The 15,993-nt window shown below is 57.2% G+C and carries 18 protein-coding genes; 12 read left to right on the plus strand and 6 right to left on the minus strand.

Going from position 1 to position 15,993, the window contains the following annotated elements; translation table 11 throughout:
- The first annotated feature begins 25 nt into the window (after positions 1–25).
- The 7 genes from scpB (at position 26) to msrA (ending at position 5,610) form a co-directional block, all read left to right on the plus strand.
- Complete coding sequence (gene scpB, locus P8935_RS02745; RefSeq protein ID WP_348263481.1) at positions 26–1,105, plus strand: SMC-Scp complex subunit ScpB; 1,080 nt, start codon at positions 26–28, stop codon at positions 1,103–1,105.
- 74 nt (positions 1,106–1,179) lie between these two features.
- The gene (locus tag P8935_RS02750; protein ID WP_348263482.1) at positions 1,180–3,426 is read left to right on the plus strand and encodes a pseudouridine synthase; all 2,247 of its coding nucleotides are present in this window, start codon (positions 1,180–1,182) and stop codon (positions 3,424–3,426) included.
- Positions 3,427–3,547: 121 nt separating this feature from the next.
- Entirely contained in the window at positions 3,548–3,877 is a 330-nt protein-coding gene (locus P8935_RS02755) for a VOC family protein (RefSeq protein WP_348263483.1), read from the plus strand.
- A gap of 61 nt (positions 3,878–3,938) precedes the next feature.
- Entirely contained in the window at positions 3,939–4,406 is a 468-nt protein-coding gene (locus tag P8935_RS02760) for an SRPBCC family protein (RefSeq protein ID WP_348263484.1), read from the plus strand.
- A complete protein-coding gene (locus P8935_RS02765) occupies positions 4,387–4,734 on the plus strand; it encodes a metalloregulator ArsR/SmtB family transcription factor (protein ID WP_348263485.1) in 348 nt (115 codons plus the stop codon). Before P8935_RS02760 ends, P8935_RS02765 begins: the two co-directional genes overlap by 20 nt.
- A 36-nt stretch (positions 4,735–4,770) precedes the next feature.
- On the plus strand, positions 4,771–5,076 hold the full coding sequence (locus P8935_RS02770; RefSeq protein ID WP_348263486.1) for a hypothetical protein: 306 nt from the start codon (positions 4,771–4,773) through the stop codon (positions 5,074–5,076).
- A 54-nt stretch (positions 5,077–5,130) separates the two neighbouring features.
- Positions 5,131–5,610: a peptide-methionine (S)-S-oxide reductase MsrA gene (msrA, locus tag P8935_RS02775; RefSeq protein ID WP_348263487.1), complete on the plus strand. Its 480-nt coding sequence runs from the start codon at positions 5,131–5,133 to the stop codon at positions 5,608–5,610.
- Between the two features lie 83 nt (positions 5,611–5,693).
- Here msrA and P8935_RS02780 read toward each other — a convergent pair whose 3' ends face one another.
- From P8935_RS02780 to P8935_RS02800, 5 genes are all read right to left on the minus strand, one after another.
- On the minus strand, positions 5,694–6,476 hold the full coding sequence (locus P8935_RS02780; RefSeq protein WP_348263488.1) for a glycosyltransferase family 2 protein: 783 nt from the start codon (positions 6,474–6,476) through the stop codon (positions 5,694–5,696).
- Positions 6,477–6,542: 66 nt separating this feature from the next.
- Positions 6,543–6,896 (minus strand): STAS domain-containing protein, encoded by a 354-nt coding sequence (locus P8935_RS02785; RefSeq protein WP_348263489.1) that lies wholly within the window; start codon positions 6,894–6,896, stop codon positions 6,543–6,545.
- A 131-nt stretch (positions 6,897–7,027) separates the two neighbouring features.
- Positions 7,028–7,618, minus strand: a complete 591-nt coding sequence (locus P8935_RS02790; protein ID WP_348263490.1) for a hypothetical protein — start codon at positions 7,616–7,618, stop codon at positions 7,028–7,030.
- Between the two features lie 296 nt (positions 7,619–7,914).
- Positions 7,915–10,044, minus strand: a complete 2,130-nt coding sequence (locus P8935_RS02795) for a SpoIIE family protein phosphatase (RefSeq protein WP_348263491.1) — start codon at positions 10,042–10,044, stop codon at positions 7,915–7,917.
- Between the two features lie 168 nt (positions 10,045–10,212).
- On the minus strand, positions 10,213–10,518 hold the full coding sequence (locus P8935_RS02800) for an RcnB family protein (RefSeq protein WP_348263492.1): 306 nt from the start codon (positions 10,516–10,518) through the stop codon (positions 10,213–10,215).
- Between the two features lie 86 nt (positions 10,519–10,604).
- Here P8935_RS02800 and P8935_RS02805 point away from each other — a divergent pair, with 86 nt between their 5' ends.
- Positions 10,605–11,288, plus strand: a complete 684-nt coding sequence (locus P8935_RS02805) for an epimerase (RefSeq protein WP_348263493.1) — start codon at positions 10,605–10,607, stop codon at positions 11,286–11,288.
- A 51-nt stretch (positions 11,289–11,339) separates the two neighbouring features.
- Here P8935_RS02805 and P8935_RS02810 read toward each other — a convergent pair whose 3' ends face one another.
- Complete coding sequence (locus P8935_RS02810; RefSeq protein ID WP_348263494.1) at positions 11,340–11,765, minus strand: hypothetical protein; 426 nt, start codon at positions 11,763–11,765, stop codon at positions 11,340–11,342.
- A 246-nt stretch (positions 11,766–12,011) separates the two neighbouring features.
- Here P8935_RS02810 and P8935_RS02815 point away from each other — a divergent pair, with 246 nt between their 5' ends.
- From P8935_RS02815 to P8935_RS02830, 4 genes are all read left to right on the plus strand, one after another.
- Complete coding sequence (locus tag P8935_RS02815) at positions 12,012–12,701, plus strand: response regulator transcription factor (RefSeq protein ID WP_348263495.1); 690 nt, start codon at positions 12,012–12,014, stop codon at positions 12,699–12,701.
- The gene (locus P8935_RS02820) at positions 12,698–14,086 is read left to right on the plus strand and encodes an ATP-binding protein (protein ID WP_348263496.1); all 1,389 of its coding nucleotides are present in this window, start codon (positions 12,698–12,700) and stop codon (positions 14,084–14,086) included. Before P8935_RS02815 ends, P8935_RS02820 begins: the two co-directional genes overlap by 4 nt.
- A gap of 260 nt (positions 14,087–14,346) precedes the next feature.
- Positions 14,347–15,525 (plus strand): SpoIIE family protein phosphatase, encoded by a 1,179-nt coding sequence (locus tag P8935_RS02825; protein ID WP_348263497.1) that lies wholly within the window; start codon positions 14,347–14,349, stop codon positions 15,523–15,525.
- Positions 15,522–15,968, plus strand: a complete 447-nt coding sequence (locus tag P8935_RS02830) for an ATP-binding protein (protein WP_348263498.1) — start codon at positions 15,522–15,524, stop codon at positions 15,966–15,968. Before P8935_RS02825 ends, P8935_RS02830 begins: the two co-directional genes overlap by 4 nt.
- Positions 15,969–15,993: the final 25 nt, after the last annotated feature.

Here is a 15,993-nt window from a genome sequence, read left to right on the forward strand (position 1 = left end):
CCATACATAAGGTACTGATTGCTGCATGAGCCTGAAATCCAAGCTGGAAGCCGTTATTTACGCCGCCGAAGAGCCGGTCACCCTGACCCAGCTCGCCACCCTGTTTGGCGCTGAAGCGCTGGAATGGAAGGCGGCAGAGCAAGCCGCCGCTGCACAGAAAGCGGAGGCAGACGCAGCTGCAACCGTAATCGATCCCTCTCAGCCGATGATTGCAGAGGGGTTGGAGTATCTCGACCTGCGCACGGAGGACGGCCACCTGTTGGAGCAGCCTGGATTTGCCGTCCTGCCCGAAGCAGAAGCCACCTTCACATCCTCTACTGAACCTCAATCCGAGACCGTCGCGGAAGAAGTCGGTTCGGCCGCACTAGAGGAAGCCCAGCCTGAACCGAGCGAATCCGCACCGGACGTTGCAGCTCAACCGGATCCTGAAGCCGAAGCGAAGCGCGCAGCCCGTCAGCGCGATCGCGAGATTAAGGCAATTCTTCGCCAGTTAATCGATGAACTCATCACTTATTACGCCTCCGACGATCGCGGCGTTGAGATTCGCGAGATTGCCGGCGGTTACCGCATGGCAACCAAGCCAGAGTGCCACGACGCTGTGCGCATGTTCATCAAGAGCCTGAAGCCGGCGATGAAGCTGTCCTTGCCGGCGCTTGAAACACTGGCAGTGATCGCCTATAAGCAGCCCGTAACCGCCCCCGAAGTCAACGAGATTCGCGGTGTGGATTCATCAGGCGTCTTTGGCTCGTTGCTGGCACGAAAGCTCATCACCACCGCCGGTCGCAAACAAGTCATCGGCCGACCGATCCTCTACAAGACGACCAAAGAGTTCTTGATGCGTTTTGGTTTGAAGGATGTCGCCGAGCTGCCGTCGATGGATGAATTTGAGAAGATGGCCAGCGAACTTGAAGAGGTCGAGCCGGTAGCGGTAGACGAAGGCGATGCCGCAACGGCCGCATACGAGGCTGAAGGCACTGACGGGCCTGAATTAGACGAGAACGCACCGGAAGAGCCGGATAATGATTCGCCACAACCGGCTGAAAATACCGCGCAGACTCCGGCGGCCGTGAGCGAGACCAACGAAAATATGGAACCGGCTGAATAGTCGCCGTCTCTCCGCACCAGCCCGAGCCTGCCGAGCCTGACCTCCAACGCAGCAGGCAGAACCGAGATTTTCCCATGAGCGACGATGTGCGCCCCGATGAAAACCAACCTGAACTGGATCCCGCGTCAGAGGCAGAAGAAGCAACCGCCGCTGCGGCGAGCGATACGTTCGAGCAGGCAAGCGATGCTGAATCGGAACCGATTGCTGACGACGCTGACGCTGCCGGTGTCAACACGCCGGAAGAGGACGAACAGATTGACGCCATCGCCGAGCCGGAACTACCCGGCAAGCTTGAACGCCTGCAGAAGATTCTTGCCCAGGCAGGAGTCGCCAGCCGCCGCCACGCGGAGAACCTGATCACGGAAGGCCGCGTGCAGGTAAACGGCAAGGTCATCACCGAATTAGGCACCAAGGCAGATGCTGCCCGGGATCATATCCGCGTCGACGGCAAGCTGCTGCAAGGGTCTGAGCGCTTGCGCTACTTCATGCTCAATAAGCCGAGAGGATTCGTCACTACGGTCAGCGATCCTGAAAAGCGACCGACAGTCATGGAGTTCTTCGCCAAGTTACGTGAACGCCTCTATCCCGTTGGCCGGCTGGACTACTTGAGCGAAGGCCTCCTGCTGGTGACAAACGACGGCGATTTGGCTAACAAACTCACAAAAGCCGCCTCAGGGGTACAAAAGACCTACCTGGTCAAAGTCAGCGGCGAACCCACCGAAGAAGAACTGGATCGCCTGCGGTCTGGCGTAGCCATTGAACGCGGCAAACCGGGCTCTGGTCGTGTCCATACAGCGCCCGCGCAAATTCGCAAGGTCCGCCAAGGCGACAATCCCTGGTACGAAGTCGTCATCATCGAAGGCCGTAACCGCGAATTGCGCAAGATGTTCGAGGAGATCGGACATTACGTAGAAAAGATTCGCCGCGTAGGCTACGGCCCGCTGGTGCTCGATGTCGAGCCCGGCAAAATGCGCGAACTTGAGCCGGAAGAGTTGGAGGATCTGCGCAAAGCCGCCGATGGCAAGCTGAAACCGAAGCTGAAGGATATCCGCCGAAAGAAGGCAATGGATGCGCAGTTGCCGACGGTGAAGCCGACGCTGAGGCGTCCGCAAGCCTTTGAGCCATCCACCGAACGTCCAGCTTTTTCACCGAAGCGAGAGTTCCCGCCGAAGAAGCAGTATGGCACCGACCGTCCCACCCGCCCCGCGCGACCCTCCGGCGAGGGATTCCGTCCAAAACCCGGTTTCGCAGAAAAGGGTCCAGGCAGTTTTGGATCTCAGCGCCCCGGATTTCAGCGTGCCGGCTCCTCACGGTCCGGCCCTCCGAGATCTGGCCCACCGAAATTCGGCACTGACCGTCCGGCATGGAAGAAGGATGACCGCACAGCCCGTCCCCCGGCTCGTTTTGGAGAACGTCCTCCTCGCACTGAACGACCAGCACAATTTGAATCGAGACCTGCGCGTCCCGACCGGCCAACCGGCGGATTTGCGGGAGCTCGCCGTCCTGAGGGGGGTCGCCCATTTGAGAAGAAGCCGTGGAAGAAGCCCGACACCGACCGTCCGGCATTCAAACCACATCCAAAACCTCGTCGTGAAGCTGTTCACGAGAGCGAAGATACTAGGCTGTCCAGACCTTCGAAGCTGCACATTGAAGCTGTCGAACCAGAACGCGAATCGACTTTTCGCCCCAGCACCTCGCGCCCTCCGACCGGCCGTCCATCGGCAGGCCGTCCTCCGTTTCGTGGAGTTCCTGCTGACCGGCCCCGCGGCGGTCGTACCGGTGAACGCGTTGTAGGCCAAAGCCGTCCCGGTCAGTTCCGCCCGAGATTAGATCAACCAGGGCAAGACAGGCCGAGACAAGATCGGCAAAGACCGGACCGGCCGATGTCTGACCGTCCGCGCCTTGATCGTCCCAAGTTCGATCGCCCCAAGTTCGACCGGGCAAGTGGCCCGCGTCCGTCCGCAGGCCCCGGCCGCACCGGTGCAAGGGAGTTTGGCGAAGGCCGTCCCCCGCGCGCAGCAGGTACTCGGCCCTTCACCACCAGCAGCGGCAAACCTCGTGCAGGCGGCGCGCGACCCAGCAACAAACGCGCGGCGGCGGGAGCACCCGGCAAACCCGCGTGGAAGCCTAAAACAGGTGGATCCGGCAGACCGGCGTCCGGCGGTCGTCCGAGTCCGGCGTTTGGCGCCCGACCCGGGGGCTTCTCAAAGTCTGGACCCGGCTTCAAGGGCAAATCAGGTGGCGCAAGAAAGCCAGCTGGTGGGCCAAGATCCGGGGGACCAAGGCCCGGCGGCAAACCCGGGGGGAAGAAGCGCGGTTAGATCGCAACCCCAGAATCGGTTTGCGGATGCCATGCCTTCCCATCGCATGCTAGATTGAGTGCCTAACTAGCTGAATTAATTAGCCGGCGGCATCAATCTTCGAGGCAGTAAGGAAGCCCTCATGGCAAACGCGTTCAATCGAGACATTTTGGTCCAGGCACAGGACCCGAAAAGTGCCGCGTCCTTCTATGTCGACGTTCTTGGCTTCGAAGTTACGGGCGAAGAACCGAATATGATCAGCCTGCACGGAAGGCATATCAGTCTTTTCATCGAACAGGGTCCTCCGCTGGGCCCAGTTCTCGAGGTGATCGTGGATTCAGTAGAAGCCGCCAAACGTCGCCTCCTCGCCAAGGGCTGCAAGATCGTAAAGGACGAGCCGGATTTCCCCCGCTGCTACATTCGCGACCCCTATGGCCTGACCTACAACCTCACCAGCAGCGCTCACGAATAAATGCAACCAGACAGTTGCCCAAATCTTCGAATGAGCTTATCATGCAACCTTGAGGTTGCCTATGTCCAGCGACAAGATTGAGAAGCGCATCGAACTCAAGGCACCGGTTTCACGCGTCTGGCGCGCCCTCACCGATTATCGCGAGTTTGGCGATTGGTTCAAGGTCAAGCTGGACAGCCCTTTCTCCGCAGGCCAGATCTCCCGCGGCCAGATCACCTACCCGGGCTACGAACACCTCACATGGGAGGCGCGCATCGAGAAGATGGAACCGGAACGTCTCTTCTCCTTCACCTGGCCTCACGTCCAATCGTTTGAAAAGACCGACGCGCCGACCGACTACACCGGCGCTCCCCGCACGCTCGTCGAATTTCGACTGAAACCGATTGCGGACGGTACACTGCTGACACTCACCGAGTCCGGCTTCGACAGCATTCCCGCCGACTGGCGCCCCGAGGCATTCCGCAGGAACGACGGCGGCTGGACCGAACAGATGAGGAATATCGAGAGCCATGTCACACAAAATCCGTAAGCGCATTACCGCCAAACCGAAGGCCCGGGCGCGCGTATTTGCCGCGCTCGGCGACAAAACCCGCCTGGCCCTGGTAGCCAAGCTTTGCTCCGGCGAGCCATCCTCAATCGCGCAGCTATCTGACGAATCAAAGCTTACCCGCCAGGCCATCACAAAGCATCTGGGAGTGCTGGAGCGCGCCGGAATCGTCCGCAGTTCACATGCAGGACGGGAGCGCATCTTCCAGTTCGATCCCGAACCGATCGAAAGCCTCCAGGCTTACCTGGCCTCCGTCTCTAAACAGTGGGATCAGACGCTTGCCCGGCTCAAAGCGCATGTAGAGAAGTGATTTCGGCCGGACACTTCAGAGAGATGGCATGATCGCGTGAAGAAGATTCGCCCCAACCTGAAGTACCGGGACGCTTGGGAAGCCTACGATCGCAGGTGGGTACTCGCCTGGGTCGGCACGGCGGCATTTGCCCTGGCCTTCCTATTCACGGTAGCCGGAGCGCGCGGGGAGACCAGCCCTCTCCCGTTGATCGGCGCTGTTCTGCTGTTCTTCGTGCTATATCTTCGCTTCATGCTGTGGCGCTGTCCTCGCTGCGGACACATCTTCTCCATCCCGGGCATCAAGAGCCTTGCTCGCGGAAGCGAATGTCAGAGCTGTCACCTTCCCCGATTGAAGGTCTAACTTCACTCAGAAGCGGCCTCGAAACAAATTCAGGGGCTCGCGCATCTCATAGACATGAGCATCGAAAAAGCGACATTTGGAGCAGGCTGTTTCTGGGGCGTCGAAGTGGCATTTGCCTCGATTCCCGGCGTTACTGCCACTGCCGTCGGCTATGAGGGCGGCAAACTCGACAAGCCCACCTACCGCGACGTCTGTACCGACCAGACCGGCCACGCCGAGGTAGTCGAACTCGAATTCGACCCTGACAAAGTCAGCTATGAGAAGCTTCTGGACGCGTTCTTTGAGCTGCATGACCCGACCACCAAGGACCGCCAGGGCCCTGACTGGGGCTCACAGTATCGCTCCGCCATCTTCTTCCACTCCCCCGAGCAGGAGCAGCAGGCCAAGGCAAAGATCGAGCAACTAACGGCTTCCGGCCAGTTCGCGCCCAAGCGCATTGTCACCAAGGTCGAGCCAGCCCAGACATTCTGGCGCGCGGAAGAATATCACCAGAAATACCTGGAGAAGCGCGGCCAGGCCAGCTGCCATATTTAAGACAGTTCCGAGTTCGTAGCTCAGAGTTGCAATGGTGGACATTTCCGGCGAACACAACTAAGAACTACGAAGTGATGACTTGTTTATTGCTTCCCCTGTCCGAGCCGCCACGCCTTGATGTACTTCCAATGGATGTACACCGAGTGATTGATGTGCAGAATCAACCCCTCGCGCCCATCCAGAAACCCCAGTCTGAAAATGTAGTTATACAAAAACGTTGCCGCCGGATTGAGCACCGCATTCCACAAGAACGCGGGGAACGATCTACTATCTTTGCCGCGATTGTGCAACAACTGCGCAATCTCTGAGCTGTAGCGATTCATGTGTTCCAGATAAATGCCCATCGTGGGATAGGCGTAATGCAGCATGTCGCCGCGCATCTTGCCTCGCCGACCTGCAAACTGAGGCGTTGAATGCGGACCCACGCCTTCGCTCAGCCGCGCCGCGCCGCGCTTGAAGAGCCTCAGCTTGTGATCCGGGTAGAACCCGCCATGCCGGATCCACTTGCCGAAATACAAATTCAATCGCGGAATCCAATAGGCATCGAACTTCGGTTCGCCCGCCAGCAAGTTGCGAATCTCCTGCTGCAATTCCGGCGTAAGCACCTCATCGGCATCGAGCAGCAAAGTCCAGTCACTGGTACACAGATCAAGCGCCACGTTTTTCTGTTCGCCGTGCCCGCCAAATGCGTGATAGCTGGTCTTCGCCCCAAAGGATTGCGCAATTTCAATCGTGCGATCGCGCGAGCCGGAGTCGACAACGATGATCTCATCCGCCCAATTCACGCTCTCCAGCGTCCGAGGCAGATTCGCCTCCTCGTTCATGGCGATCATTGCAATCGAGAGAGTCTTGCGGCGGGGGGGCATCACACCGAAGGATAAATCACGGCTAGCCGCCGAGCCCGATCTTAGGCCACACAGCGCGCAATACGGTTAAAACCGAATCGTCACGCCCTGCTCGCACATATCCGTCAGCACCGACAGTAGATTCGTGATTCCCAGAAGCTGGCGAATGCGTGGTCCGATATTGACCAGCACGAGGCAGCTTCCGCCCGTCTTCGCTGACGCATAGAGGCGCACGATCGTTCCAAGTCCCATGCTATCCATCTGCTTCAGATCGGTCAGGTCCAGCACAATGCGCTTGGTGTCGGGGATCAGGGCTCGGACTTTGGAGGTGAGCACATCGCAAACGCCCAACACCAGTTTGCCGTGGCACTTCACGGTTGCGACATCGCCATTGCGTTCAACGTCGAGCGTCAGGGGAGAGACGGCTGCGATTTCAGGCATTCAGTTTTCCTTCGAGAGAGATCGGAACGGGGACCGGAGAATGGCTGGATTCTCTCACAATCCTCAAGGGCAGCGAAACCGAAAAGGGGGTTCTGCTACACACAAATTCTGATCTTCATCAACGCTGCCAGTCAGCGCGTCCCGAGAGAGCTCCGCAGCGGAAGTTGGATCGTGGGATCCAGAGCAATTTGCTTGATGCGATGTCCCGAGGCGCAAGTCAACCCGTCCCAAAGCCACTTGGCAGGCTCCATCTCTTCAGGAGACACTCCCTGTTCAATCTTCAGGAAAAATGGAACGCGAGCTGTGCAGCTATCCTCCACGCAATGCAACCAATTCAGCAACACCGTATTCCCGCTGTTGGGCGAATGCATGATTCTGTGGCGTGTGTCGTATCCCTGGCAGGCTCGAAACATTGAGTAACTGCTAATGTGGTTGCAATTGACGCACACCGTCGCAATCGAACGAGCATCGATCTTCCGCGCATCCGGGTTGCCAAACGGCGACCCAATGCGATCGTTGGGCAATAGAACAGGATGCCCACACCACGCGCAGTAGAAGCAGCAATGAGGTACGGAGCAGCTAGGCGTTTCGATAACAGCGCCCACGGTCTTGACTGGCAGCGCCGGGGTCAATTCCTTTTCTGCAGTTTCCACCCCCGGAAAGATTTGGGGTCTCTGCATCACAAGGACATATCCGCTTTCGTCGAAAAGCAATTTTCTCATCGTCCACCTCCACTGCTTCTTGATGAGTTGGATGCGCCCATCTTTGCTGCCTTCCCCATAAGTGTTAGTTGTTATCAACGAGTTAGGGTATTCCACGAAGGGGCTAATTACGATAAGTAACCAGCGAGAGTTACAAGTCCTCATAGAGTATGGAGTAATAGAGTTACTTTTCGAATATAAGTAATGCGTTACTTCATACATCTGCCAGCTCGCGACGCATGAGATTTCGATCGTTGGGATCCCCACTAAGCGGGGATTCTCAAATCATGCGCTTGGTGAAGCTGACTGCTTTTTGCTCATGCGGGGGACGGGGACAGTTGCGGGGACACTACCTCTAGCGCCGACTCCATGTGCGGTATCACTCGACACAGCGTGAGCACGGTAATATCGTCCTCCTGGCCGAAGTCTCGCGCCGCCTGCGCGATCGAGTCGGCTGATCTCTTTGCGATCGCGGCCGTACGATGGAACCCGTAAAGTTCGCCGGTGCGGTCGCGTGCTTCTACAACACCGTCGGTCAGCAGGGTAAGTTGCTCGTTTACGCCGAGTGTAAAGGTCGATTCTGGGTAAGTTGTCTTTGCCTCAAGTCCAAGTGGAAGGCCATTTTTAAGCGACAGCTCGTGGCCATTCACATACGGCGCAAGGTGCCCGGCATTGGCGACAGTAAGAGTGCCGTCGGAATCAACACGCACCACCAGGCACGTCGTGAACCCTCCCGCACTTCGGTTCAGCATGCGATAGTTCATTGCTGTCAGAATTTCGCCCGGATTCTGCGTGTAATGTGCCAGTGTGCGCATGGTTCCCACCAGCAGCGAAACCGTCATGGCCGCTGGCATGCCCTTTCCACTCACATCGCCGATCACGATCAGCGCACCGCCTTCGCCGGTAGAAAGTATCTGGAAAAAGTCGCCGCCCACTTCGCGTGCCGGCTTGTAGGCACTGGTCAGGTTGAATCCAGGAATTGCGGGCAGCGCTTCCGGGACGAGTACCTGTTGCACTTCGCGGGCGTTCTGGAACTCTCGCTCCATATCCGCCTGACGGTGGCGATAATCCGCCGCATACCGCAGAACCGCATAGATGATGGCGAGAAACAAAGCGGTGCGGAGAGCAGCCTGAAGCGCGATAACGCTTCCAAAGACTGTCAGGTGAAGACCGTTCAACCAGGCCGCAAGCTGCCAGTGGGTAAAACGCACACCTTGGGCCGCGATGTTCGAAACCGCGTACATTACGTCGTTGGCGAGGGCAATGCTCGCCACAATCCATCGCGCAGAATCCAGGCGCCGCCGGCGCACCACAGCATAAACGACGAGGAAAATAGGAATGCTTTCACCGGGAAGAATGAAGAAGGTCAACACTGCGTCAGTGATTTGAAAACTGGACTTTGGCAGCATCCCGAAAAAGAAACCTAGAGCGCCATCCAACGAACCCGCAATGAGCGATCCGATCGCGAAAATCTTGACGGCGCGCATGAGCCGCGGTGCGCCTTCCAGTTGAAGCAGGTAGATAAGCACATACCACTGAGCGACCTCTCGAAGCTGAATCGCGGCCTGTACGAAGAAGGTAATCCAGATTGCCGAGTACTGCAGGCGCATGCCATTCAATATCAGTTCCAGGGTCGGCATGAATGTGTAGACCATCATCCAGAAAAGCAGTAATTGTTGCCTGTCACGCTGCCACGCAAGGAGGCTCAAGAAACTCACAAGCGCATAAAGTCCGGTGAGGGCGAAGCGAAACTGCTGCCCGCGCAGCCACTTGTAGTCGAGTGAATCTTTTAGCGAGGCGATCGCATCGGAACTTCCGAGAAGTGGCACTCCTTCAAACCCGCCAGCAGTACCGTCATCATTTGAAGCGAAGGGCACTTTCAACACGCGCACGGCGAGAACGCCGCTTCGAATCGCGCCCAGGCCATACGTCTGTGCGGGAATGGCGTTTTGATAATCGATGTGAGGGCCAAACGAGCCAAGCCCTCCTACTCGTTCACCGTTCCAGTAGAGCTCGTAGACATCGTCAATCGCCGGAACCAGCAAGGCGAGGTCGGCGGGTGCGCCTGGTGCCGTAGTCAGTTCGATGCGACGACGGTACCAGCCCGAGCCGTCATAGTTGGGGTGATGTTGCGTTCCCCATGGTGCGTCGGCAGTGAGTTGCTCCCACCCATCTTGGCCAGCGGTGTCATCCACATCCGGCTTCGCCCACGCCAGGTTGTCACCAGTGTGAAACTGCCATGCGCCATCCAGCGGAACGGCACCCTTGCCTAGAGCCTCGATCTTGAGAACTGCCGAAGACTCGGATTTCCCTGCGATTGACTCTGCGGATAAACGCAGCGGTGCGCACGCGGCGACGAAAAAAGCCGCGAATGTCAGAAATGCGCAGAAAATGCCTCTTGAACTACCAGCCACCCATTGAGCAGGCAGCAATTTATGGAGTCGCATGGCAAAGAGCATATCCCGCGCAGCGGGGATCGGTCAGCAAAAACTAGATTCTCGACGGCGGCCGCAGACCTGCTCAATGGATCAAGAGCAGAAGACTTTTATGTACTGATAAAACAGCAAGGCCGCTGGATTGCTCCAGCGGCCCAGAATAATTTCTGGCATCGCCGCTTAGTGGGCAACGACAACCGTACGAATTTGGTAGTTCCCGGTGTTGACGAGTACGTAGTTGCCGTCAATCAGCCTCCACTCGTGTCCACGGGGCGGGGCACTGAGGTGATACTGGCGATAGTTCTCGACACGTTCGCCACGATCCCAATCCTCATGTTTAATCTGCTGCCCCTTCTTCCATTCATGGTGTTCGGTGTACTTGTGGTTGTCGTTGTCGTGATGGTCCCGGTCTTGCGCAAAAGCCAGACCACCCGAAAGGGTTGCAGACAAAGCTGCCAGCGCTAAAGCGGTGCGAAATTTATTCATTCTATTTATCCTCTTGATCATTTGATCCACAGTAGAGAAATACAGTTGTGCCCGAAGCTTAAAAGACAGTAAATAGATAACCCTATATGCTTAAGCATGTGAAAGTGCTGATCTTTGGCGCGACAGGAATGATTGGCCGCGGCGTGCTGCTTGAGTGCCTGCGCGACACTAATGTTGAACTCGTAGTAACCGTGGGCCGCACCGCCGTCGGCATCAAAGACGGCAAAGTGCGCGAGATCGTACTCCCCGATTTACTGAATTACTCAGGCATGGAACAAAGTCTCGCCGGATTTGACGCGTGCTTCTTTTCGCTTGGCGTGGCATCAGCGGGAATGACTGAAGCCGACTACTCTCGCGTCACCTACCAATACACCATGGTCGCAGCCCAGATACTCAGCCGACTCAATCCTGACCTGACCTTCATCTTCGTCTCCGGCTCCGGCACTGACAGCTCTAAGAAGGGACGCGTCATGTGGGCGCGCGTCAAGGGCCGAACCGAGAATGCGCTGCTCAATTTGCCATTCAAGGCCTACATGTTCCGCCCCGGTTTCATCCAGCCGATGGATGGAATACAGTCCAAAACGCCGCTGTACCGGAGGTTCTACACAATACTCGGACCGCTGTTCCCGCTGCTGCGGAAGATGTTTCCCAATCAGGTGCTGTCCACCCGTCAACTTGGTCAAGCCATGCTCAACGTAGCGCGCCGGGGATACCCAAAATATGTGCTCGAGGCCAGAGATATTCGCGCCGCTGCAGACCCGGAGCCATGATTTCCCATAACACGAGAATCATGAGCCGGGCCTGCGCTGCGTCAAGGCTTCTCAGCGCGAAGCCAGGGTCACGAAATCAGTCGCAGGGCAGACCTTCGCCTCCATGTTTTTAACCCCGCGAGGCGGCATCGTTTCACTGAAAAGGTTAGTACCGGGAACGTGAAACTCGGTTAGGTTCAGGTGGCCTCCACAATTGTGGAAGATCAATCGTGCTTCCGATTCAGTTGCTCGTTGTTCCTCCGGATGCACCGAGAAGACCTGCATATCCCCGGTTCTCACATTGCGAATCGACATCATGAATTTGTTCGAGACCAGATTCAGTTCATAAGTGCCTGCGGCAATGTTTCGGCCGTCCGCAGTAAACGAGAACGGAATGCTGAAAACCACTCCCGGGCCATCCTGCGCGTTCGCCTTTGCTGCGAACGTGCCACCCACGGCCAGGACTCCAACCAACGAACCGACGATGATAGAACTCATGCGCTTCATAACTTCCCTCCTTGATGCTGGTGTTGACGCTTCGTGCGATCGACTCATTTCGATCTCGGCCGCCGCGGTGGTCACTCTTACTTCCACTTCTCGATTCCAGCATCGGTATGGAGCGCATGCGATAAAGATTGGATAAGCCGCGATAAAGATTAGCTAAGCAAAGTAAAGATTTGTAAATGGCGTTTCTGCAATCGACGAATGGTCTAGCATCAACTGGAGGGCGGCTGCCTGAAGCAAATGGATCGCGTTCTCATCGTCGACGATGACGTTCAATTGTGCGGGCTGCTCACAGAGCGCCTGGAATCTGAAGGATTCACAATCGAAGTAGCTAATGATGGGATTCGCGGCTTGGACCGCGCCCTTTCAATGGAACACTCTCTGGTTGTGCTCGATCTGATGTTGCCCGGAATGACAGGCCTCGATGTCCTGCGCCGGCTGCGCGCCAAGTCTCCTGTACCGGTGTTGATCCTCACCGCGCGTGGCGAAGATATCGACAGGATTCTCGGATTGGAAATTGGCGCTGATGACTACGTGCCAAAACCATTCAACCCGCGGGAACTGATCGCACGAATTCGCGCCATCCTGCGTCGAACCTCCATTCCCGCAAACCCCGCGAGCCCGCTGGTAGTTGGTGATCTCCGCCTCGATTCGCGAGCCCGAGAGGTGTGGTTAGAAGATGTGGCTCTCAATCTGACCAGCGTGGAATTCACGCTGCTTGAAACCTTTCTGCGCGACGCTGGAAAGATCCTGAGTCGCGAGCAACTCACCGAAGCTGTCCTCGGCCGAAAGCTCGCACCCTTCGATCGCGTCATCGACGTGCATGTAAGCAACATCCGCAAGAAGCTGGGAACGTCCGAGCATGGCCCAAGAATTAAAGCCATTCGAGGCAACGGCTATCTCTTCGTTGCGCGACCCGAGGCGAAATGAAACTGACATTCCGTAGCCTCTTGCTTAAAATTTTCCTTTGGTTCTGGGCGACCGTCCTCGTCACAGGCATCTCACTCGTGCTTACCTTCATTCTTGAACCGCACGGCGTACCTGCGCAGTGGCATTCGACGCTTGCGGAAACAGCTCGCTACTCCGGAACGATTGCGGTTGAGACCCTCGAAAGGGAAGGCACACCCGCCGCGGCATCCTACCTCGATCGACTAGTTCACGACACTGCTTTGAAGGCGTGTCTCTTCGATATCTCAGGAAAGATCATCGCCGGGGATGGGTGCGAAACATTTCAGCAGATGGCGACACGCGTCACGGGTTTAAATACATCCGAATTCGGCATGGTATTTGGAATAGCGCGCGTCGCATTAATCCTGAAAGGGAATAGCCGCCGCCAATACATCTTTGCGACCGAACTCCCCGCCGGCCCCCGCGCCGCGGCAGGCTTCAACCGAACCACGTTCCTGGTGCAGTGGGGAGTCGCGTTTCTTGTTTCAGGCTTTGTGTGCTACCTGCTCACCCGCTACATCACCGCGCCTATTCTCCGCTTGCGTGCGGCATCGCAACAGCTGGCCACTGGCGATTTGAGCACCCGCGCAGGTCCTGAAATCGCCTCCCGGCAAGATGAAATTGGAGATCTGTTGCGGGACTTCGATGCCATGGCCTCTCGCATTGAAGATCTCGTATCTGGACAACGTCAACTCATCTCCGATGTTTCGCACGAATTGCGCTCGCCTCTGGCCCGGCTGAATGTGGCCCTCGACCTTGGCCGCCAGCGAAAAGGGAACGATGCGGCTTTCGATCAGATGGAGCAGGACCTCGCTCTCCTCAACGAAATGATCGGGCGCCTCCTGACGATTGCAAAACTGGATGTCTCCGCCAGGCAAGTACCGATGGTCCAAGTCGACCTCACGGAACTCGTATCCCAGATCGTCCGCGATGCCAACTTCGAGGCTCGCGTGCTAGATCGCGCCGTCCAATTAACTGCGGAGGGCCCGTACCTCGTTCGCGGAAACCCGGAACTGCTGCACGGAGCGATCGAGAATGTGGTTCGAAACGCGATCCATTACACCGCCTCCGGAACCTCCGTCGAAGTATCGATGCAAGTTGTGCGTCAGCCAAAGAAATCCTTCGTACGCGTCACAATTCGCGACCATGGACCGGGCCTTCCCGAGTCCGAGCTCGTCAATATCTTTCGACCCTTCTATCGGGTAGCGGACGCCCGCGACCGACAGTCCGGCGGAACTGGTCTCGGACTCGCTATAGCTGACCGCGTCATTCGAACTCACGGCGGAACTATCCGCGCCGAAAACGCCTCGTCATCAGGCTTGATGGTTGAAATCCTCTTGCCGGAGTGCGAATCCGATTTGACCTAAGACTCGGAAACTCTCGACTTTCCGCCGCCCGCCAGTCTTGAGTAGATCCACGCGCTTGATTCAAAGTTCCCGCAGGTAATGTTCTGGCGACAGCAAATGGGTACCTACGGATCGACCGGTCACTCGCAACGTAACTGGATGACATGAAATAGAGGTTCTTAAACCGCTGCTGCATGGGATAAAACCCTTCTAGAAAAGCTATCGACGTCCCCACGCCCGTCCGTGATAAATTGAGATTCCCCGCACGTATCAGGTGATCCATGGCAGCAGGCATTCACTTATCCGGCAACAACGAAACGATCGATCTGCAGCAGCAGGTGGCACGCCTGCAGGCACTTCTCGAGGCCTCGCGCCAGGTACACTCCACCATTCGCGAAGAAGCCGTGCTTGGTGCAGTTCTCCGTATCGTCGTCCGCGAGCTCGAGATGGCCGGGGCAGCATTCCCCGGAACCGGCCTCAGCTACGGCGAAATGCCGGACCTCGCGGCCCAGACCGACGAAGCTGCCGCTCTCCCGATCTACCTCTTGCAGGACCGCGAGGGTAAGCGGATGGCCGAGCTGGTAGTGGCGCCGCCTGACAGCCGCGAGTTGACGATCTATGAAGCCGACTTTATCGAGGGACTGGTTCTGCAAGCCGGTGTCGCTCTTGAAAATGCCCGCAACCACGAACGCAACCTGCAATGGGCACGCGTCCAGCAAGATCTCGACGCTGCACGGAACATCCAGCGCTCGCTGCTGCCGCAAGAGCTACCCGACATCGCCGGCTATTCGCTGGCTTTCCGCTCCGTGACCTGTTACGAGGTAGGCGGCGATTACCTCGACCTCGTGGAGCAGCCCGACGGAAGCCTGCTGATCGCCGTAGCCGATGTTGCCGGTAAAGGTCTTGCATCCGCCATGATGTCCACCAGCTTTCGCGCGGCTTTTCGCGCTATGGCCATCACTGGGCCACCTCTCGACGAATTGGCTACGCGTATGAACGAGCACCACTGGCGCGAGGGCGAAGAGGCTCGCCGCCGCTACGTCACCGCCATCTTCCTGCGTCTTCATCCCGAGTCGGGCAAGATCGAGGTGGTCAACGCCGGTCACAATCCTGGATTCCTCGTATCCGCCGACGGCGTCGCGCGCCAATTCGAGGCCGCCGGCACGCCTTTAGGTCTATTACCGGGTATGCGCTACTCCAGCGAGCAAGCCGTGTTTACACCGGGAACCAGGCTGTTGTTTTATACCGACGGACTGACGGAGGTATTCCGGGGTGAGGAAGAGTTTGGCCCGGAACGACTTATGGACGAATTTTCTAAGTGTCCCGGCGAACAAGCCGATGTTATCCTCGATTCATTGTGGGCAACAATTGACGACTTTGCCGACGGCGGCCCGCAAAGTGACGACATGACCGCACTTGCGTTGTGCAGGTGTGCGCAGGGTACGGAGATACCGGCATGAGCAAGGTGAAGTCCACTAGCGTGGAGGTGCGGCTGCCTTCGCAGCTTGGCTATGAGAAAGTGGCTATGAGCACCGCAGCCGCTGTGGCCAAGCTCATGGGTTTTCGCGAAGATCGCGTCGAGGATTTAAAGACGGCCGTAGCTGAGGCCTGCATCAACGCAATTGAACATGGCAATAAATTGAACGACGACCTCTCCGTCGACGTAGTGCTTTCAGCAGGCGTTAACGCTCTTGAGGTAAAAGTGATTGATGACGGAAAGGGGCTTAAAACTGTTCCACCCAAGCCCGACATCGATAAAAAGATTCATGGAGAAGAAGATCCCCGCGGCATGGGCATGTTCCTCATCCAGGCGCTGGTCGACGAGGCCGAATGGGTCAAGGGCTCGAATGGAAAAAGTAGTTATGTCAGGCTCGTCATTCGTCTGGATGCAGTAGCGGATTAACACGTAGAACAACGGAGACACGAAA

Origin of the sequence: Telmatobacter sp. DSM 110680 (genome assembly GCF_039994875.1) — a bacterium.
Classification (GTDB): domain Bacteria; phylum Acidobacteriota; class Terriglobia; order Terriglobales; family Acidobacteriaceae; genus Telmatobacter.